The 20341-nt window shown below is 45.1% G+C and carries 17 protein-coding genes; 1 reads left to right on the plus strand and 16 read right to left on the minus strand.

The window, feature by feature from the left end; all coding sequences use genetic code 11:
• Nucleotides 1–323 precede the first annotated feature (323 nt).
• Complete coding sequence (locus KFV02_RS06415; protein ID WP_252380715.1) at nt 324–854, plus strand: hypothetical protein; 531 nt, start codon at nt 324–326, stop codon at nt 852–854.
• A 117-nt stretch (nt 855–971) separates the two neighbouring features.
• On the opposite strand, the gene KFV02_RS06420 is transcribed toward KFV02_RS06415, so the two are convergent.
• The 16 genes from KFV02_RS06420 to hrcA all read right to left on the minus strand — a co-directional run bounded on the left by KFV02_RS06420 (nt 972) and on the right by hrcA (nt 19853).
• On the minus strand, nt 972–2732 hold the full coding sequence (locus tag KFV02_RS06420) for an aldehyde ferredoxin oxidoreductase family protein (RefSeq protein WP_252380716.1): 1761 nt from the start codon (nt 2730–2732) through the stop codon (nt 972–974).
• Nucleotides 2733–2795: 63 nt separating this feature from the next.
• Nucleotides 2796–4502 (minus strand): single-stranded-DNA-specific exonuclease RecJ, encoded by a 1707-nt coding sequence (recJ, locus tag KFV02_RS06425; protein WP_252380717.1) that lies wholly within the window; start codon nt 4500–4502, stop codon nt 2796–2798.
• 37 nt (nt 4503–4539) lie between these two features.
• Nucleotides 4540–5340 (minus strand): tetratricopeptide repeat protein, encoded by an 801-nt coding sequence (locus KFV02_RS06430; RefSeq protein WP_252380718.1) that lies wholly within the window; start codon nt 5338–5340, stop codon nt 4540–4542.
• A gap of 4 nt (nt 5341–5344) precedes the next feature.
• Nucleotides 5345–6052 carry an orotidine-5'-phosphate decarboxylase gene (gene pyrF, locus KFV02_RS06435; protein WP_252380719.1) on the minus strand — a complete coding sequence of 236 codons (708 nt, stop codon included), beginning with the start codon at nt 6050–6052 and terminating at the stop codon, nt 5345–5347.
• A gap of 12 nt (nt 6053–6064) precedes the next feature.
• The gene (gmk, locus tag KFV02_RS06440; protein WP_252380720.1) at nt 6065–6688 is read right to left on the minus strand and encodes a guanylate kinase; all 624 of its coding nucleotides are present in this window, start codon (nt 6686–6688) and stop codon (nt 6065–6067) included.
• Nucleotides 6675–6947: a DUF370 domain-containing protein gene (locus tag KFV02_RS06445; RefSeq protein ID WP_252380721.1), complete on the minus strand. Its 273-nt coding sequence runs from the start codon at nt 6945–6947 to the stop codon at nt 6675–6677. The genes gmk and KFV02_RS06445 overlap by 14 nt, the downstream gene beginning before the upstream one ends.
• A gap of 110 nt (nt 6948–7057) precedes the next feature.
• Nucleotides 7058–7939, minus strand: coding sequence for a YicC/YloC family endoribonuclease (locus tag KFV02_RS06450; protein WP_252380722.1), 882 nt, complete (start codon nt 7937–7939; stop codon nt 7058–7060).
• Nucleotides 7932–8483, minus strand: coding sequence for a DUF4416 family protein (locus KFV02_RS06455; protein ID WP_252380723.1), 552 nt, complete (start codon nt 8481–8483; stop codon nt 7932–7934). Before KFV02_RS06455 ends, KFV02_RS06450 begins: the two co-directional genes overlap by 8 nt.
• 374 nt (nt 8484–8857) lie before the next feature.
• Nucleotides 8858–10153, minus strand: a complete 1296-nt coding sequence (mtaB, locus tag KFV02_RS06460; RefSeq protein ID WP_252380724.1) for a tRNA (N(6)-L-threonylcarbamoyladenosine(37)-C(2))-methylthiotransferase MtaB — start codon at nt 10151–10153, stop codon at nt 8858–8860.
• 104 nt (nt 10154–10257) lie between these two features.
• Nucleotides 10258–11325, minus strand: coding sequence for a tRNA 2-thiouridine(34) synthase MnmA (gene mnmA / locus KFV02_RS06465; protein WP_252380725.1), 1068 nt, complete (start codon nt 11323–11325; stop codon nt 10258–10260).
• Between the two features lie 167 nt (nt 11326–11492).
• Nucleotides 11493–12956, minus strand: a complete 1464-nt coding sequence (gene gatA, locus KFV02_RS06470) for an Asp-tRNA(Asn)/Glu-tRNA(Gln) amidotransferase subunit GatA (RefSeq protein WP_252380726.1) — start codon at nt 12954–12956, stop codon at nt 11493–11495.
• Between the two features lie 109 nt (nt 12957–13065).
• Nucleotides 13066–13350, minus strand: coding sequence for an Asp-tRNA(Asn)/Glu-tRNA(Gln) amidotransferase subunit GatC (gatC, locus tag KFV02_RS06475; RefSeq protein WP_252380727.1), 285 nt, complete (start codon nt 13348–13350; stop codon nt 13066–13068).
• Nucleotides 13351–13361: 11 nt separating this feature from the next.
• Nucleotides 13362–15341, minus strand: coding sequence for a penicillin-binding protein activator (locus KFV02_RS06480; RefSeq protein ID WP_252380728.1), 1980 nt, complete (start codon nt 15339–15341; stop codon nt 13362–13364).
• A 499-nt stretch (nt 15342–15840) separates the two neighbouring features.
• A complete protein-coding gene (dnaK, locus tag KFV02_RS06485) occupies nt 15841–17763 on the minus strand; it encodes a molecular chaperone DnaK (RefSeq protein WP_252380729.1) in 1923 nt (640 codons plus the stop codon).
• Nucleotides 17764–17842: 79 nt separating this feature from the next.
• Nucleotides 17843–18436 carry a nucleotide exchange factor GrpE gene (gene grpE / locus KFV02_RS06490; protein ID WP_252380730.1) on the minus strand — a complete coding sequence of 198 codons (594 nt, stop codon included), beginning with the start codon at nt 18434–18436 and terminating at the stop codon, nt 17843–17845.
• Between the two features lie 388 nt (nt 18437–18824).
• Nucleotides 18825–19853 (minus strand): heat-inducible transcriptional repressor HrcA, encoded by a 1029-nt coding sequence (gene hrcA / locus KFV02_RS06495; RefSeq protein ID WP_252380731.1) that lies wholly within the window; start codon nt 19851–19853, stop codon nt 18825–18827.
• Between the last annotated feature and the right edge of the window lie 488 nt (nt 19854–20341).

A 20341-nucleotide genomic window follows, 5' to 3' on the forward strand; every position in this document is an offset into this window, starting at 1 on the left:
TGATAAAAATCAAAAAACTTTATTTGGAATGCAAAAGGGGCAAGATTATATCTACAAACAAGACGTCACCTATTTTTATTCCTCATGTCTCACGCCGTACTCTTAAAAGATGTAAAAGAAGTCACCAAACTTTGTTGAAAACAGTGTGATTATATTATGTTGGTTAATGTAAATTTTTTATAATTTAAATATATATCAGCGTTAGATAAATTTATTTGTCAATTTTCCTTGACTAAGAAAGTGCTTAACAATAATAGGCAAAAGTTCTTGGAGCCATATAAATCTATGTTCTGCTCTCAGATGACTTGATTAATGGAGTAACAATGACCGACGTTATTTTAGAGAGTTTACGCGCAATGATAATTGGTTCGATATTTTTCTTTTTGTTCTTCAGTCGCGACGTGAAAGAAGTGCGTAAGATTGATGGGTGGTTTCATATTGTGATAGGGTTTGCTCTGATTTTTTGGGGAACGATAATCGATGTAACTGACGATTTCGAGAGTCTGAACCGTTTTATTATTGTCGGAGATACCGAGTTCAGGTCTTATTTGGAAAATGTTGTGGGCTATCTTTTTGGCTTCTTATTCCTCGCTATAGGCATTTGGAAGTGGCTGCCTAAGATTGTTGAGCAAGACAAACAAAACAAACAACAACTCAACAAGGCGATTGAAGAGGTTAAGGTTCTGAGCGGACTGTTGCCAATTTGCTCTTCATGTAAAAAAATCCGCGATGATAAAGGCTATTGGAATCAACTTGAAGCTTACATCAGTAAGTATTCTGAAGCTGAGTTTACTCACGGACTGTGCCCGGAATGTGCCAAAGCACTTTATCCTGGTATAAAATACAAAAAATGAGTTTAGATTAATTAAACTAGTTACGATTTAATCTGATATACTCCCGGAAAAGAATACCCTGTTAGATTTTACATTGACTAGTACCGTTTCTACTCACGGCACTATTTATCGAATCCTTTAATCCGTTCGCTCACTGTTCCACCCGCGCAATTTATAATATTCCCCAAGCATATATTCAAATTCTTCTTTGTTCAGGCTCTGGCCGTCTGGCAGGGCTTCGCTGTGCAGCCGCTTTGGAAGGCGGTCATGTTCGGGTTTTAGGCCTTCACGCAGGTTAAATTGCCGTGTCATATCGGCAATGGATGCGGCTATGTTTTTCAAATCCTCTTTGGTGACGGAAAGACCGGTCACCAGGTGTACGAGTTTGGCCAGCTCTTCCCAGGAATACAGGTCGCGGTAGAAACGACACAGGATCAAGCTGTCAAAGATGGTCAGCCTGTCTTCATAATCGATCAACATCTCGGCCTTGCCTTTAACTGCGTCAGGCGAGATATGTCCGGCCAGTTCCGGCTTGTAAAAAGTGCTACGCAGATGGCAGGCGCCGCGATCTGCTACAGCATAGGCCAGGCCCATGCCTTTGAGCACTCTTGGGTCATATCCGGCCGGTTCCAGACCTTTGACGTGGATGGCCAAGTCTTCTAGGCCCCAGGTTCTGGCAGCAAAAACAATGCCCTCGGCCAGGACAGAGCCGATTCCTCTGCGCATGGCTATATCCTTTAGCAGGTCGGCCACGGCCTGAGCCTGGCCGTAATCAATGGGATATTTTACTTTGCCCCGCCTGACCGCCTCAATGGTAAAGGCACAAAGATTTCCGCCAGTTATGGTATCCAGCCCCAGACGATCACAGAGGTCGTTTAAATAGGCGATCTGGTCCATCTCCTCAATCATACATAGCCCGCCAAAGGCATAAATGGTCTCGTATTCGGGTCCCTCAATGGTCAGGCCCTGGTGAGGACCGCTTTTTATTTTTGCCTTGCGGCTACAGGCCATAAAACATTTGGCACATGCGTGTGGGGTAACCTGATGTTCTTTATGATATGTCTCGCCACTGATCTTTTCCCAATGTGCACATGTACCTTGTTGCCAGTAACGGCTCGGGAATGCCCCGACAGTGTTCATCATGGCTACCATCATGGTCGTGCCCAGGGTTTTGTAAGCCTTGACCCCGGGATTATTCTTATTGGTGCTTACAAACTTTTTGCTATAGGCGGCCAGGTCCCTGGAGCTATATAGTGGACGTCTGAAGTCGCCCTGGAAAACAATGGCTTTGAGTTTTTTGGCGCCCATTACCGCACCGACGCCGGTTCGTCCTGCAGAGCGCCAGTAGTCGTTTTCAATTACAGCCAGCCGGACCAGGTTTTCGCCAGCCGGACCAATAACGACTGCTCCGGGATTGCGGTATCCGGGTTTGTTGAGACTAAACCTGGCCTTGGCTTCGTCTTCGGTTTTATAGCTGTCCAGTCCCCAGAGCTCTGAGGCGTCAAAAAAAGTGCAACCATCAGGATGAATGGACAGGGCAGTTGGTTTTTTGCTCTGGCCCTTGATGACCACGGCGTCGACACCGATAGAATCCATAGCCTCTGGCACTTTGCCCCCGGCATACGATTCCGTATAGAATCCGGTTAACGGGGACTTGGTAAACACGCCATAACGGCTTCCTCCCCAGATAAGGCTCTGGGTAACAGGTCCGGTGGTAAAAATCAGGTGGTTTTCCGGCCCCAGGGGATCGGTTCCGGGCGGATTCATTGTTAAAAGGAGATAAGTGCCAAGGCCTTTGCCTCCAAGGTGGGCAGCCAGGATATCATCAGGGATTGATTCAAAGGTATAAGATTGATCGTCAAGATTGATGACAATAATGCGGCCATAAAATCCAAACATGTTTGCTCCTTAAAGATAGTAGTTGAGGATCTTTTTACAACTACTCAATCCAGCCAGCTTCCACTATTCCACCTGTAAGATTTCCTTAATATTTAGGTCTATACTTACAAGACCGTTATAAAGTGAGAGTTTTGGGGTGAAGGCAATGGTTATGGATTTATTTTCCAGGTTGTTCTGGCCCCATTTTTCGCCTTTGCGCCAGACCTGCCCCCTCAGCGTGATTTTTCTTTGTTCGTCGCGCAAAAATAGTCCCAGATGTTTACCTTGACCAAAGAGTTTCTGTTTCTGGACGCGTAAATCTTTGCCCAAAAAAACTGGTCTGGGATTACCAGGTCCAAAGGGTTGGAGCAGCTCCAGTTCTTTTAAAAGCGTTGGCGTCAGGTCCTTGAAATTAAGACAGGCGTCGAGGACAATCCTGGGTTTCACGGGCTCTGGCCCTAATTCTTCTATTACCTGCCGGTTAAAAAGAGATTTTAATTGATCCAGGTTTTCAGGAAGCAAACTTAAGCCTGCTGCCTGCCTGTGTCCGCCAAAACCATGCAGAACATGACTTAAACCAGAGAGCCCCTGGTAGAGGTCAAATTCAGGGATGCTGCGACCGGAGCCCTTTAGCAGCCCGTTTTCTTTGGTTAAAATCAGGCATGGCCGGTAGAATTCATCCACAATGCGCGAGGCCACAATGCCAATCACTCCGGGATGCCAATCCGGAGAGTATAGGACCAGGCCTTGTTTAGCCTTTATCTGGGTTAGATGCGCTGCCTGTTCCCTGGCCTGCTCAAGGATTTCATCTTCTATTTTTTTCCTGTCTGTGTTTAATCTGTCCAGTTGCCTGGCCAGGGTGCGGGCGGTTTGTATATCTTCAGTTAAAAGTAGTTCCAGGGCAAGTTCCGGCTGGCCAATGCGACCGGCAGCGTTGATCCTGGGGGCCAGGATGTAGCCTACATCACCAGAGCCCAGGCTGGACGACTCTCCCAGGCCGCTAACCTCTTTTAAAGCCCTGATTCCCGGCCTTCTGGCTTCATTTAAAAGAAGAAGGCCGTTTTTGACCAGGATACGGTTCTCGCCGGTCAGGTCGACAATATCCGCAATGGTTCCCAGGGCCACCAGGTCCAGAAACTGCCGGATATCCAGCTTGTCTCCCGGTAGGACGGTGTTTAGGGCTGCACAAAGAAGAAAGGCTACGCCTACACCTGCCAGCTCAGGACAGGGACAGGAGCTGAGTTTTGGGTTGACGATAATATCGGCCGGGGGAAGGTCTTTTTGGGGCAGATGGTGGTCTGTAACAATTAATTTGAGTCCCAACTCTTTAGCTCTGGCAATTTCAGCATGGCTGGAAATGCCGCAGTCAACAGTTATCAGGGTCTTGACTCCTTGCCCTGCCAGTTGTTCCAGTCCTTCAATATTTAAGCCATAGCCGCTCTCAAGGCGGTTAGGGATATAATGGTCAATCTTGTATTCGCGGCGGGAGAAAAAATCTTTGACCATGGCCGTGGCTGTAATTCCATCCACGTCATAGTCGCCCCAGACCGCCAGCTTTTCCCCACGAGTTATACTCTGGGCCACAAGCCTGGCTGCGGAAAGCAGGTTAGGCCAGTTTTCAAGTGGGCTTAAATAGCGCAGGCCAGGGTTTAGAAAAAAGTGCATTTGTGAGAGGGTTGTGAGGCCTCTTTGATATAAAAGCTGGGCCAGAAGGGGAGATATATTTAGTTTTTGGGCCCAGGAATAAAGCTTGGCCGGGTTGTCTGGCTGGTCCCTTAGTTCCCAGTACATTGTCAGTGAGCAGCAATCATTTATCACTATAATGGATTCAGCTGGTTATGGTATTGATGGTGCCTTCTGGAATGAGGCGTTTTTTTTCTAAAAATTCAATGAATTTTTTTGCCTCTTCCAGATCCGGATTGAGTTCCAGGGCCTTTTTGAGATGGGCTAATGTCTGATCAATTTTGTTTTGGCCAAAATATGCCCGAGCAATATTGTAATGCAGGTTTTCATCATTCGGACTCAGTTCCAATGCCCGGCTATAATAGTCTACAGCCTGGTCATACATCTTTTGCTTACGCAGATTTATACCAAACTCATTGAATAAATGCTTGTGTTCGGCCTCAAAGGCAGCATCTAATTTGACCAGTCGTTCAAAGATGTCATTGGCCTTTTCTTTGTCTCCTCTTTCCAGATAAGTAAGCCCCAGGCCAAAATTGGCACGGATGTTTTCTTCGTCAATATTTAAAGCATTCTTGTACTCAAATTCAGCGCTGTAAGTTTCGCCTCGTTTACGGTGTCGATCGGCCCGGGCAATGGTTTTGTTTAGTTCACGCATTTTGGGGTAAACCGTGTAGGTGTAAAACTCTGGTTCCGGAGAAAATTTGTCCAGAAATTCATCCTTAGAGATGAGCTTCTTTGGACCGGAAGGGACGTAATTGACGTTGAGTGGCTGGACTTCTATCATGTCATTCTCGACTTCTTTGGCAAACCAGTAATTTTTCTGGATGGTCTTTCTCTGGGTGGTCCCGGTACCTACCTTCATGAGGGTTTGGAGAGAAAAGACTCCTTTGATTTTGTTGTGTTCTTCTTCTTTTTTTTGTGTATTTAAGTTTGCGTCATTAGCCATGAGTTTATCTCCTTGTAGCCGGATGAATTTCCTTTTGAAAGAGCCTGGCTGCTCTAACCGGGTCTTGGGCACAGGTAATCGGTCGACCAACTACCAGAAAATTGGCGCCCAACTTAACCGCTTCCCCAGGAGACATGGTTCTTTTCTGGTCATCACTTTTTTGGTCCAACCGGATACCAGGAGTCAGGTAATATAAACCAGGTTCAAGTTTTGCTTTTAAAAGGGCAAGCTCCTGGGCAGAACAGACCACTCCGTCCACCCCCCAGTTCTGACCCTTTTGGGCCAGATCCAGAACTACCCGGGAAATCTCTCTGCTTTCAGGCCAGGGCAAGTCTTTTCTTTCCAGGCTTGTGAGTATGGTTACTCCTAGGACGAGAGGCTTATGTTCATTCTCTCCTTGCCCCAGTTCTCTGCCTTTTAATGCTGCCCTGATCATAGACTCCCCACCCAGAAGATGGACAGTGAGCATGTCTATGCCGAGTGCTGTAGCACTGCGCACGGCTCCCAGGACTGTATTGGGAATATCCAGAAATTTAAGGTCTAAAAAGATATTGAAACCAAGAGCTTTTAGTTCTTTGGTTACCTCCGGTCCATAACGTGTGTATAGTTCCAGGCCAATTTTTAGCCATTTAACTTCATTTTTGAGCTGTTTGGCCAGGGATAGCGCCTGACTTTTTTTACTGAAATCCAATGCAACTATAAGTTCAGCCATGGTATTCCTGATTTATTCTTGTTTCAAAATATTTTCTGGTAAATGGGGGCGAAAACACGGCCTTAACTTTTCAGCAACAACAATGGAGCGTAGTTGTTCATAGGCTTTATTCAGGTCATCGTTTATAAGCCAGTAATCAAAAAAATGACTTTGGCTTATTTCAGCCTTGGCATTTTCAAGTCTTTTAGCAATAGTTTTTTCGTCATCCGTGCCCCGTTTTTGCAGACGCTCTTTTAGAGCCTCAAAAGATGGTGGAAAAATAAAGACATAACAACCTAGGCCCAGACTTTCTTTTAATTGTCTGGCTCCCTGGACATCGATATCAAAAACAAGATCCTGTCCCTGCTGAAGAGCTCTTAAGGTCATTTCTTTGGGGGTGCCGTAAAAATTGCTATGAACCAGGGCCCATTCAGCAAAGAAGTCTTTTTGCTTTAAACGCAAAAATTCATCTTTAGACACGAAAAAATAATCCCGGCCATGTACCTCACCTGGCCGTGGTTTCCTGGTGGTATAGGAGATGGAGAAATTAAGCTCAGGAAAATCTTTTCTAAGCATGGAAATAAGGGTGCTTTTCCCTGTGCCTGAAGGAGCACTGATGACCAGAAGCAGGCCCTTGCTTTCGCTATTTTTTTTCATTCTCATCTTCTTCCTGTTCTAGACGTTGGGCAATGGTTTCCGGCTGGATAGCCGAAAGAATAACATGGTTGGAGTCAGCAATGATGATCGACCTGGTCTTACGTCCCTGGGTAGCATCAATAAGCCGGTGGTCGTCCCGCGCATCCTCCCGCAACCTGCGCATAGGAGAAGATGTGGGATTAACAATGGCCACAACCCTGGACCTGACCACATAGTTGCCAAAACCAATATTGATAAGTTTCTGTTTTTGTTTGGACATACGCAATAGAAGAAGTTGAGAAGTCGGGAAGATAAGAAGTTTGGAGAATAAGGATGAGATCGTCCTGTCTTCTTAACTTCCCATCTTCCCAACTTCCTATTTTCTTGATTTTATTCCAGATTCTGTGCCTGTTCGCGGCATTTTTCCAACTCGGCTTTAAAGTCAACGGCAATTCGGTTCATTTCTATATTGTGGCATTTGTTGCTGCAAGTATTTATTTCTCTGAATGTTTCCTGGAGCATAAAATCCAATTTACGGCCAATTTCTCCTGGTTTGTCAATCAGTTCTTGCATGCTATTAAGGTGACTTTTAAGTCGAGTGAGTTCTTCAGACACATCCAGACGATCGGCAAGCAAGGCAAGTTCCTGGAGCATCCTGGATTCATCTGTTTGTATAGAATATTCCTGGAGAAGTTTGTCTACCCGTTGTTTGAGCTCGGCATAGCGATTCTCGGCATTGTCAGTGGCCAGTTCTTCCAGCTTGTAGACAAGGTCGCTAAGCTTGCTCAGGCGCGTCTTTAAATCCTCAGCCAGGGCAACACCTTCTTGAAGTTTACTTTTATCCCAGTCTATCAAGGCATTTTTTAGAGTTTTATGGAGGTCTTCTTTTAGGGCAGGGTCGATTTCTCCGCCTTTATCCCGCCACAAATTGGATAAATTTAAAAATCTATTTAAGTCCGGGCGAAACTCAGTGTTTGTTTCCTCGGCGAGGTTAGCTAGTTGCCCGAGCATGGCCACGGCCGTAGCCCGGTCAAAAGTTAAACCCAAAAGGGAAGGATCTAGAATTTGCAGGTTTAAATATAATTCAACTCTTCCTCTTAAGGCGTGATCCCTGACGACCTTCTCCCATTCTGGTTGCAATGCGTTCAGGCTGTGTGGAGTTTTCCATTTCAGATCCAAAAAGCGGCTATTTACACTCTTTATCTCCCAGGAAATGGCCCACTTTTCGGTTTGCATCTGAGCCTGTCCAAATCCTGTCATGCTTTTAGCCATTTTTAATACACTCCTTGTGGTATTGTTCTCTTATTTTTCGCAAATGTATTTTTACTTTTTCTGAAGCATAGTCGGGAAAAGTCCAGGGCAGATTTTGAAAGTCGCCTTTGGTAAAAATGAGAGTTAAATCAGCCCAGATGCCATCTCTTAAGTAAATGCGGTGGGTAAAGTTTTTGCCTGTGGCCAGAACCAATCGTTCATGGGTCAGGATGCCGGGGTCTAAGTTGAAAATGCGCTTGTTGCCGGGTGTACTGTTGGTGGTTTGCGCGTACTCGTTTTCAATGGAGTTGGTCCAGAGTTTGATTTCAGGCAGGATATCGAGTGGGACCAGGGGAGAGAAACTGAGTATACGTCTGAATATGGGGGTCCCCAGTTCCTCATCATAGTATCTGGTTTCGGTGAAAGGGATAAGCTCACTTTGATAGTCAACTCTCCCCATTTTCTTTTCCAGGGTCGATAAAAGTCCTGGCCAAAATAATTCCCACTTGGCGCTTAAGATTGAGAGAATAAGTTTGCCTGGTTTTGGTATTTGGGGAGTGCTCATTTTTCCTTCAATTATAATTATTTCTATTTCTTTTAATTTGACTCATATCTCTTTAGAGCCTGTAGTCGAATCTTTTTATCAACTTAATTTCCCTGGTTTATTTCAGTCTTGGTTTCTTTCATGCTGGTACAAAGACTTGGACCCATCTAAAGCTTGCTTGCGGACAGAGCATAAAGGGATATTTTGGGTAAGCAAATATTCTTTTTATTACCGATGGTTATGGCAAATATCGCAAAGTGTTTAGCTCATTCACCCCGATGCTCTGTCTTTTTCGCAAGCAAAACTCAAGATTGGGTTGCCCAAGTTGTTTGTAATGCATTTCAGAAACCAAGACTTTCAATCTGCGCTTAAAATATGGTTTGGCCATAGGCTCTTTATAATTCAACATCCAACATCCAACATTCAACATTAATCCCTTTTGGCTTGGCCTTAATTATTTGCCTGGCACAAAGGGATGGGTCGGGATTTTTGAGCCTGGCCTGGACATAATACTCGGTCATCCCCTGGTTTTCATTTTCCACTACCAGATGTACCTGGGGCAGTTTTACGAGTTTATTTAAAAACAATGTTTTCTTTTTTTGGATTAATTCTCTTAGGGCTGCAGCACGTTCTTTTTTGACGCTGGCCGGGATTTGATCGGGAAACCTGGCTGCGGGCGTACCCGGTCTTTTTGAATAAGGGAAAACATGGGCGTAAGACAAGGGGATGTGTGCGCAAAAATCATAAGTGGTTTGAAAATCCTTTTCGGTTTCTCCCGGAAATCCAACGAGGATGTCCATCCCCAGTCCAAAGAGAGGCCAGATATCTTTTAATTGATGGACAAACTTTTCAAGTGATTGTGGACGATAGTGTCCTCTTCCCATGCGTTTCAAGACATTTAAACTTGCACTCTGCATGGATATGTGCAGATGGGGGCAGACCAGACTAGACTGACTTAAAACGTTCAGGGCCTTGTCTGTCAATTCTGACGGTTCCAGGGAGCTGATGCGTATCCTCGCCTTTCCCTGCCATTCAGGGCCGAAATGTTGCTGAATCTGCAGGAGCAGATCCCAGAAATCTATTTTGGGAGTCAAATCACGGCCAAATTGTCTCAGATTAATGCCACCAAGGGAAATTTCACGCACGCCGCTGTTAAAGAGCCGCTCAATTTCATCTAAGATAGCCTTTGGAGGTCTGCTGCGGCTGGGTCCACGAGTCAGGGGCACGATGCAGTAGGTACATTTATGGCTGCAACCGTCTTGAATTTTGACCACTGCCCTGGCCCGAAAGTAGTTGGAAATTTCAAGGGCAAAGGAGCAAGAGGTAAAGGGTAAGGAGTGAGAAGAGGTCGAGCAAAGAATATTTTCGGGTTGCAAAAAGAGATTTTTTTGTGACTGGGGAATAATCGTGTGGACTTCTTTTAATTTTTTTAATTCTTCAGCCATAACCTCGGCTGCACAGCCAGTAACTATAATTCTGGTATCAGCCACAAGCTTTGCCAACTGGCGCAGCAATTTTTTTAAGTCCCGTACAGCCCTGGCAGTTACAGCGCAACTATTGACAATTATAACCTCAGCCTCTTGCGGGGTTGCAACTAGGTCATATCCTTTTTTTTGCCACGCCTCTGTTATAGCCTGGGTTTCATACTGGTTAATTTTGCACCCTAAAGTGGTTATGTAAAACTTACTCATCGTCTCTTTCATGTTCAAAGTTCAACGTTCAATATTCAATGTTTTCCTAATGTAAAATCTGCTTATTGTTCCTATAGTTTTTTCATAATTTCAATCCGCAATCCTCAAATCTTGAGCCCCGAACCTTGAACGTTGAACTTTGAACTTCTAATAATCCCCGCTCCAAGGACCTGTCCTTGAGGTGAAAAGATGGCTGCCACCTGGCCTGGGGTTGGTTTTTTTTGCGGTTCTAAGAAATGGATATGCAGGTTATTATCTTTAATCTCTACCCATCCTTTTTTTGCCTTTTGTCTGTACCTGGTCTGGACCAGAATTTCTTCCGGCCACTTGGCAGGGGGGACCAGAAAGTTAACATTCTGGGCTATGCATCCTTTAGACCATAATTCTTCTTCCGGGCCAACAATAAGGGTGTTCCGGGCCAGGTCTTTGTTGATGACATAGAGCGGATGTTTATATGCAACGCCTATTCCTCTACGTTGTCCCAATGTATATCGCCACAGCCCCTTGTGCGTTCCCAGAACTTCACCTTTGCTGGTTTTAATGGGACCTGGGCCAGGAAGTTTTACTCCTCTTTGGAGGAGAAACGCACGGTAGTCATCTTCAATAAAGCAGATTTCATTACTCTCTCTGGAGATGACAGGCTGGAGTCCCTTTTGCTCCAGTACCCGGTATACATCTTTTTTGGACCAGGAAGCCAGAGGGAAAACAACGTTCTCAAATCTGTGTTTTGGCACAAGAGAAAGAAAATAACTCTGATTCTTTGAGCTGTCCTTTGCCCACCACAGGGTGGGCTGATCGTCTATGATTTTTACTTCAGCATAGTGACCCGTAGCCATTTTTCGGGCACCAAGGCCAAGTGCTTTATCCAGAAGCAGGCCAAACTTCATCGTGGCATTGCACAAGGCACAAGGGTTGGGAGTATAGCCCTTAATGTAAGTATGCACAAAAGGCGAAATAACCTCCTGCTCAAACTCGTGTGAGAGATCAAGAATGTGCAGGTTTACCTGCAGGCTGCGACAAATCTTTTCTATTTTTTTGCCCAGTTGAATAAGCTCATCCGAGGGAGGCAGGAAGTGGGCGTGGACAGCAAAAACATCATGGCCCTGTTCTTTGAGGAGTAGCAGGGCCATGAGACTATCTGCTCCACCACTGAGAGCAACAGCTATTTTCATGATTTAGGTATATGGGTTAATGTGTATATGAGTTTATGGGTTAATGGGTACATGGGTTAATAATGGGTGTAGCCCATTATGTCCTAGTGTTGCACGCTCTGTTGAATAGGATTCCCTTCGGCAGATTACACAGGGCCCGGACCCCATCCACTCATCCTCCCATCCACTCATATACCCAATGGATAACCAGGACCTGGCAGGGCTTGTTCCAGGACGTGGCAGACCCGGAAGATAATTTCTTCTCCAAAGGCCGGTCCGAAAAACTGCATGCCCACGGGCATGTTCGTTTCCTGGCCTAGGCCTACCGGCAAAGTCAGCCCGGGCAGTCCGCTAAGATTTAGAGAAATAGTAAAAATGTCGGTTAGATACATTTGTAATGGGTCGTCTATGTTTTCACCCAGTCTAAAGGCGGTGGTGGGTGCAACAGGAGCGCAAATAAGATCACAATTTTTTAGTGCATCTAAATAGTCCTGGCGGATAAGCCGTCGCACCTGAGCTGCCTTTTTATAATAGGCATCGTAATATCCGGCAGAAAGGACATAAGTCCCTAGCATGATCCTTCGCTTGACCTCTTCACCAAAACCTTTTGAGCGGGAGCGGAGATACATCTCTATCAGTTCTGTGGCATCTTTGTCCCGATAGCCAAAACGTACTCCATCGTACCTGGCCAGGTTGGATGATGCCTCGGCCATTGCAATGATGTAGTAAGTGGCAATAGCATAGGGAGTATGTTTTAGATTGATGGGTACAATTTCTGCGCCTAATTCTTTGGCCTTGTTCAAGGCCTGTTCACAACAATCTTTAACCTCCGGGCTTAAGCCTTCTCTCCAATATTCAGAAGGGTATCCCAGGCGTATCCCCTTGAGGTCATTCGCCTTCTGCAAGCTCTGAACATAATCAGGCACATCTTTCTGACTGCTTGTGGAGTCTTTGGGATCATGGCCGGCAATTACTTGCAGCATGAGCGCTGCATCCTGGACTGACCTGGTCATGGGGCCGGCCTGGTCCAGTGATGAGCCATAGGCAATGAGTCCGAAACGCGAGACCCGGCCATAGGTTGGCTTTAAACCAACAATACCGCAAAAACCAGAAGGTTGACGAATAGACCCGCCAGTATCAGTACCTATTGAAGCAAAAGCTTGTGCTGCGGCCACACTGGCTGCTGAACCGCCACTGGAACCACCGGGAACCCTGGTTAAATCCCAGGGGTTTTTGGTGGGGCCAAATGCGGAATTTTCCGTGGACGAGCCCATGGCAAATTCATCCATATTGGTTTTACCCAGGATGATGCTTCCGGCCTGTTTTAGCTTTTCCACTAGAGTTGCGTCATAACAGGGGGTGAAATTTTCCAGGATTTTTGAAGCACAGGTAGTGCGTAATCCTTTGGTGGCAATGACATCTTTGATGACGATAGGTACACCCCATAATGGTTTGTCCGGGTCAGGCCCCTGGTTGTCCATCTGTTTTGCCTGCTCAAGTGCCTGTTCCGCACAGGTGGTAATCAGTGCGTTTAGTTGTGGCTCAGTCTTTTCAATTACTTGCAGACATTCAGTTACGACCTCTTTAACGCTGGCTTCTCTGCGAAGCAAAATGTCTCTGATTTGGGTAAGATTTTTTATCGCAAGTTCCATTTTTGCTCTCGTCTTATAAGGTTTATAGTTTTTGTGTCGTTTGATGTTCTACAGGGTAGTGGAACAGCGCGCCACGTCCCTACACAGGCGCCTACTTTACATCCCCAGGTTAAATAATTCTGGGGACAATAAGATACTGGCCGTCGTCTTCAGGGGCATTGGCCAGTAATTCCTCGCGTGTGAATTTTTTTTCGACAACGTCTTCCCGAAGTACGGTGGTCTGGTCTACTGGTGAATAAAGTGGCTCTACATCTGTGGTCTCAAGCTCATTTAATTTTTGCATATACTCTATAATGCTGGATAATTGTCCTGCAAATTGGTCGAGTTTATTTTCTTCCAGGGATAGCCTGGACAGAGTGGCGATTTTTGCAACGTCTTCTTTACTAATACTCATTTTTTTCTCCTTTACTGGACAAGTTGTTCAGAATCCGGGGTTTGGACAGTACTATTTTGTTCAAGTCTTAACTTTTCTAGTCTCTGGGCCCGTCTTTCGGTCCTGAATTCTATCTTTGCTTCAATACTTGTCATGTTTGCAGGAATAAGACCTGAACTTGAAGGTTGAAATACAAAAAGATCCTGGCTCGCTTGACCATGCTCATCCCAGGATATGGGGGCCATGGTCCAGTCCATGTCCTGAATCTGAGCCAATATTTGATTGATCTTTGAAGAGCGCCAGGAGTCTGATAGCGTCCCAAGCATAGTTGAAAATCGGACAAAATCAAAGCCCAGAGCAACCCAGAAGTCCGGCTCGCCCTGGACGGTCTGGTCGAGCAGTTTTTTTAGCTGGGTCACTTTTGCCCCATGGTTTTCTGGCCACCATGCCCCGGGCACCAGGGCCAGGGAAAAATAGTGTACTTCCAACTCCTTGGGGTTAAACCCTTGTGCCCATAACATGGGGCCCAGGAAAAGGAGCCGGTTTTCGTCGTAGAAAAAGAATTGGGGAATTATAGCCCTGACCCGTGACAGGGAGTCCGGGATAAATACGGCTTGAAAGTCTGGATCAGGGTTTTGCAAGGGATCGTTCTTGTCCTTAATATTTAAAAAAGAGGCGACTATTTTCCCCCATTTGGTGGGCTGATCCGGTGGATAGCTCTTAAGACCGGTAATTTTAGCCCCCAATTTGGAAGATTCTTCCCAGAATATCTTGGCCATTTTCCGACCGTAATTTTCTTCCGGATAGAGAATAGCCAAGTTGGTAAAATTTAGATCTAGAATGACTTTTTTGATTAAGGCCCGAACCTGGTCTCTGGGGCTGGGAAAAAATCGCCACCCGGCTTGACCTTCTTGCTCTATAGTAGGCAGAAAGGTGAAAAAAAGCTTACGCTCATTTTCGCCGAGTTTTGTTAGCTCTTCCCAGTTTTTTTTCAGAAGCGGCCCCCCAAAAATAAGAGTTTCGCTTTCATTGTGCAGGACGTTTTGCCAGTCAGGCGCGTTTGTATTTATGGTCTTGATTTTTATTTGCACGCCATCTTGTAGAAGTGCCCATTGAGCCAGACTTGCTCCCCGCAAAATCTTCCATCCGATTGTTGCATAAGGACCACTTAGAGGGAGGGTCAGTCCTATGGTTTGACTTGGTTTACCCAACTTTTTTTCCCAGAAATTAAACTCAGCTAAAAAGGGCTCTACATCTGTAAATTTTCCGTTTTGAATAAGACTGTTTAAATTGGGCCAGATACGTGGCCAGCAGGAGTTATCAGCTTTGAGTTTCTGAATAGAATAGACCCAAAAGACAATATTTTGCGGGAAGTCCCATTTTTGGGCCGGGTCCAGAGTTAATTTAATGGTCTGGAGTTCTGCCGGTGCGAGTTGTTCTAAGAAATTAGCCAGATGAGTTTCCAGGGCAATTTTGGACTCGTTGTCACTGGCTTGTTCATGCAACTCTTTATATACTTGCAGGGCCTGATCCCAATTTTTTTGGGCGAAATAATGTTTGGCCAAAACATAGCCAGCCTCAAGCCTTAACGAGAACGGATAGTTATTGTTGACTATCAGTCTGGACAGGTATTCTTCATAGACAGAGTCAGACTGGGTTTGTTTCAGGGCCCGGGAGTAAAGCTTGTGCCAATGCCAGGAGTTTTTTACCTGAGGCGTGAGCTTAGCCCAATGTTTGAGTGCTGTTAGTGCCTGGTGATAGTCTTTATTGTGCATGGCACTTAAGGCCAGTCTTTCCCAGGCGGTTATTCTGATTTTCTGGTCCAGGTCAGGCGTAAGAAGAATTTGAGCATATAGTTTCTGGCTCAAAGTAAAATTTTTACCTTCCCATGCCTGGTCGGCCTTTTGGATTAAAAGGGCAGCTTCTGGCATGGGGTGCATGAGGCTTTTTTTCGGAGCGCAGGCTGTTAAAAATAGAATCAGGCAAAAGATAGATATTTTTACTAGTTTCATGGGGTTCATTGGGTTAATTGATGATTGAAATTCAAGGGAAGCCCTATGTGCCTGCCCTTGAGTCCTTTTTGTTAATTGATTCAACTTTTGGAGTTAATTTACGATCACATTTCCTTCAATGCTAACAAAGACTTGGACACATCTAAGGCTTGCTTGCGGGCTGTGCATAAAGGGGTTTTTTAGTTGAATGTTATTCAAAGCTTTTTCTGTATTCATGATATATTTCGCAATTTTTGTGAGGTAGTCTCCCTATGCACATCTTTTCCGCAGGCTTCGCCAAGATGTGTTGCCCAAGCCGTCTGTAATGCATTTCAGAAAATGCGCTCTCCAAAAGTGTTGAAATTATCGCGAGTTAGACAACTCCGAAAGTTGATTTAATTGAGTTAAAAAAAGTAGTTAATCCTTTAGTCATGAAAATTATGACCAGAAATTAAAAAGGCCTGGTTCAATGTCCAGGCCTTAGGTTATAGGTAGGGGTTTTACAAACTGTCAAGGAGTGCTATTTGACTTCGGTGTAGTCAGCATCAACTACATCATCGTCACCAGACTGGGTTCCGGTTTGACCGCCGGCCTGACTGGCCTTGGCGCCTCCAGGTTCCCCGGTCTGGGCGCCACCTTCTGTTTTCTGGGCATAAAGTTTTTCAGCCAGTTTATGCGAGGCCTGGGCCAGTTCATCGGTTGCCCGACGGATGGCCTCCTCGTCATCGCCCTCCATGGCTTTCTTCAGGGCTTCAATTTTATTTTCAATTTCTCCCTTTAGAGTGCTGTCGATATTGTCACCCAGGTCGCGCAAGGACTTTTCTGTTGTGTAGATCAAGGTGTCAGCGTGGTTTCTGGCCTCAATAAGTTTTTGTTTTTTCTTATCCTCTTCTGCATGGGCCTCGGCTTCCTTGATAAGCTTCTGGATTTCCTCTTCGGATAAACCGCTGGAAGCCGTAATGCGGATGGACTGCTCTTTTCCTGTACCCAGGTCTTTGGCCGAGACATTGACAATACCGTTAGCATCGATGTCAAAGGTAACCTCAATTTGCGGTACCCCTCTGGGTGCAGGTGGAATTCCGGTAAGTTCAAACCTGCCAAGAGTCATATTGTCCGCAGCCATTGGTCTTTCACCCTGCAGAACGTGGATAGATACTGAGGGCTGGTTGTCTGCGGCTGTGGTAAAGATCTGGCTCTTGCGCGTTGGAATGGTGGTGTTGCGCTCAATGAGTTTGGTAAAGACGCCGCCCATGGTCTCGATACCCAGAGAGAGCGGAGTAACGTCAAGTAGAAGAACATCTTTCACGTCACCGGTCAGGATACCGCCCTGAATGGCTGCGCCCATAGCCACAACTTCATCCGGGTTTACGCTCTTGTTGGGCTCTTTACCAAAGAATTCAGCCACCTTTTTCTGAACCAGAGGCATACGGGTCATGCCGCCAACCAGGATGACCTCATCAATGTCAGAAGGCTTAAGACCTGCGTCTTCTAAAGCTTTTCTGCATGGTTCAACAGTCCTTTCCACCAGGTCTTCCACCAACTTTTCCAGCTTGCCCCGGGTAAGTTTTATATTCAAGTGTTTCGGACCGGTCTGGTCGGCCGTGATAAAGGGCAAGTTAATCTCGGTTTCCATGGTGGAAGAGAGTTCTTTTTTAGCCTTTTCAGCCGCCTCTTTCAGCCGTTGCAGGGCCATGCGGTCCTGGCTTAAGTCTATACCGTTTTCTTTTTTGAACTCATCGACAATGTAGTTGATAATTCTCTGGTCGAAGTCCTCACCACCCAAAAAGGTGTCACCATTGGTAGCCCGAACTTCAACCACATTATCTCCGACTTCCAGAATAGAGATGTCGAAGGTACCGCCACCTAAGTCGAAAACAGCGATCTTCTCGTTAACCTTTTTGTCCGAACCATAAGCCAGTGAAGCAGCAGTAGGCTCGTTGATTATCCTCTTTACATCCAGACCGGCAATGCGGCCAGCATCTTTGGTTGCTTGGCGCTGACTGTCGTTAAAGTATGCCGGAACAGTGATAACAGCTTCCGTGACCTTTTCTCCCAAGTAGGCCTCTGCATCGCTCTTGAGTTTCTGCAGGATCATGGCAGAGATTTCAGCCGGGCTGTATTTTTTGTCGCCTACCTGAACATAGGCGTCCCCATTGGGTCCGGGGACAATTTTATATGGACATCTTTGTTTCCATTTTTCTATGGCCGGATCATCAAACTTGCGGCCCATAAGCCTTTTGACGGCAAAGATTGTCTTTTCCGGATTAGTAACAGCCTGTCTTTTGGCAATTTCGCCAACCAGCCTTTCCTTCTCGGTAAAGGCCACAATAGATGGAGTCGTGCGTCCACCTTCAGGATTGGTAATACATTTGGCATCTTTGCCTTCCATTACATAGACGCAGCTGTTTGTAGTTCCCAAGTCTATACCGATTATTTTTCCCATAACATTAGCCTCCTATTTTGAAAGAAATTTTTCAGTTTTTATTCATAAGTCCGTTAACGCAGAAGTAAAGGGATATAGATTATTTTTTCTCACTTTTTTTGCTGACCATAACTCTGGCTGGTCTGAGCAAACGGTCATGAAGTTTATATCCTTTTTGCATGAGCTGGCATACCATGCCTTCTTCCATATCTTCACGCTCTTCCTGAGCCATGGCCTCGTGTATATTGGGGTCAAACTTTTCCCCTTCCTCACCCACTGGTTCAAGACCATGTTTTTTTAAGGTTTCTTTAAACATCTTCAGGGTCATTTCTACCCCTTGCAGCAGGTCCTTGCATGCCTCTGTCTTTTGGCCGTGTGTGATGGCCAGTTCCAGGTTGTCCATAATTGGTAAGATATCCTCAATAATGGTAGAAGTGGCAAATTTACAAAATTCTTCCTTCTCTCTAATAAGTCTTTTCTTTAAATTTTCTGAATCTGCCAGAATACGTAATACTTCCTGCTGCTTGCCCTTTAATTGCTCACATTCCGAGCAAAATTTTTCCTCGCAAATTTTTTTCAACTCTTCGTCTTTTAAAGTTATATCTTTAGTTTCCTGAGTTTGTGGCCGTTCTTTTTTATCAACGGGCTGTGTATTTTGGGTTTCTTGTTGTTTTTCCTTATCCATATTATCCATTCCCTTTCCTCCGATGTTATATTTTTATGTAGAGATGCACAGCCGCGCGTCCCTACAGAGCCTGTGGCCGAACCTTTTTATCAACTTAATTTCCATGATTTATTTTAGTCTTGTTTTCTTTCATGCTGGTACAAAGACTTGGACCCATCTAAGCTTGCTTGCGGACAGAGCATAATGGGATATTTTGGGTAAATAAGTATTCTTTTTATTATCGATAGTTATGGTCAATATAGCAAAGTATTCAGCCCATTCATCCCGATGCTCTGTTCTTCCGCAAGCATCACTAAGATTGGGTTACCCAAGCCGTTTGTAATGCATTTCAGAAACCAAGGCTTTCAATCAACGATTAAAATAGGGGTTGCCCACAGGTTCTGCAAACCTTTCACGACTAAAAGTGTTTGCGGAATATTTGACTAAGTATTTTAGCCATCAAGTCAACCGTTGGAATGACTTTTGAATAATCCATGCGCATGGGACCAATAACGCTGACCACACCTAAAGTATCATCTTTTATGCTGTAAGGTGATGATATAACACTATATTCTTGCAACTCTTCTAAGTTTTGCTCTTCACCCAGGATGATATTTAATCCTCTGGATTCGATGGTCTTATCTAATAATTGCAAAAGCTTAGATTTTTCCTCTAAGATTTTGAATAGATCGCGCATAGCATTGATGTCGGAAAGTTCTTCACCCTCTAAGAGATTGATTGTTCCTTCTACAAAAACCTGGCGGTTGTTCGCTTCAAAGGTGTCCTGGGCCAGCTTGAGTGCTTTTTTATAGAGGTGCTCAAATTCCAGGTGTGCTTTTTTCATTTGCTCTAATATTTCTTCGCGTACCTGGTACAGGGTTCTACCCTGAAAGGAATCATTTAAGAAATTGCTATACTTGATTAATTCATCGGCAGTGATATCTTTATCAACTTGAATAACCTTGTTTTGAATTAGCCCGCCATCCAGAACCAGAACAGACATAACCAAGCCGGGTCTAAGGAGAATGAAATCAATTTGTTGCCAGCGAACCAGGCTTTTTCTGGGAGTCAGAACCATACTTATCTGGTTTGACAAAGAGGATAAAATTTTTGAGGCTTGGCTTAAGGTCTGGGGTAGATCTGGGCCTACCTCTTCCAATGTTTTGCTGATTCTTTGCTGTTCTTCCAGAGGAAGAGGGCTGATAGTTAAAATAGAGTCCAGGTAGTAACGAAAGGCCTTGGTCGTTGGCACACGGCCCGCAGAAGTATGTGGCTGGGAAAGGAGACCTCTTTCACTTAAATCGGCCATAATATTTCGGATTGTGGCCGGGCTTAGATTAAGCTGAGATTTTTTGGCCACAGTCCTGGAACCCACTGGCTGGCCTGTCAGAATATAGTCTTGGATTAAAGTGGATAAGACGTCTATTTCCCTTTGTGTTAACCTCATATATGACACCTCTTTAGCACTCTAGCGTATAAAGTGCTAAAGAGTTAATAACGCAAAATACACCTGTCAACCGTAATATAAAATTTTGGGGTCTTTTCTGGGTAGGGGAGAACAGGTAGTGGCAGACGGCGGCCCGTTTTTGAGCCTGTGGCCAAACCAAATTTTAAGCGTTGATTGAAAGCCTTGGTTTCTGAAATGCATTACAAATGGCTTGGGTAACACATCTTAGAGAAGCTTGCGGAAAAACAGAGCATCGGGGAGACAAAGCTAAGTATCCGTGACTACTTGCCATGACTATCTATAGTTTAAATTTAACGATTTTTTTGCAGTTCAAACTTTGAGATTGCTTCGTCGCCTCGCTCACGCTCGCTCCTCGCAATGACAGGAGCGAGTTCGTCATTGCGAGGGCAGCGAAGCTGTCCGTGGCAATCTCACCCATTGAGTGAAAATCGCTCAACTTAGGTATAATTAAAAGAATATTTGTTTAC

Source organism: Desulfovulcanus ferrireducens (assembly GCF_018704065.1).
Taxonomy (GTDB): Bacteria; Desulfobacterota; Desulfovibrionia; order Desulfovibrionales; family Desulfonatronovibrionaceae; genus Desulfovulcanus; species Desulfovulcanus ferrireducens.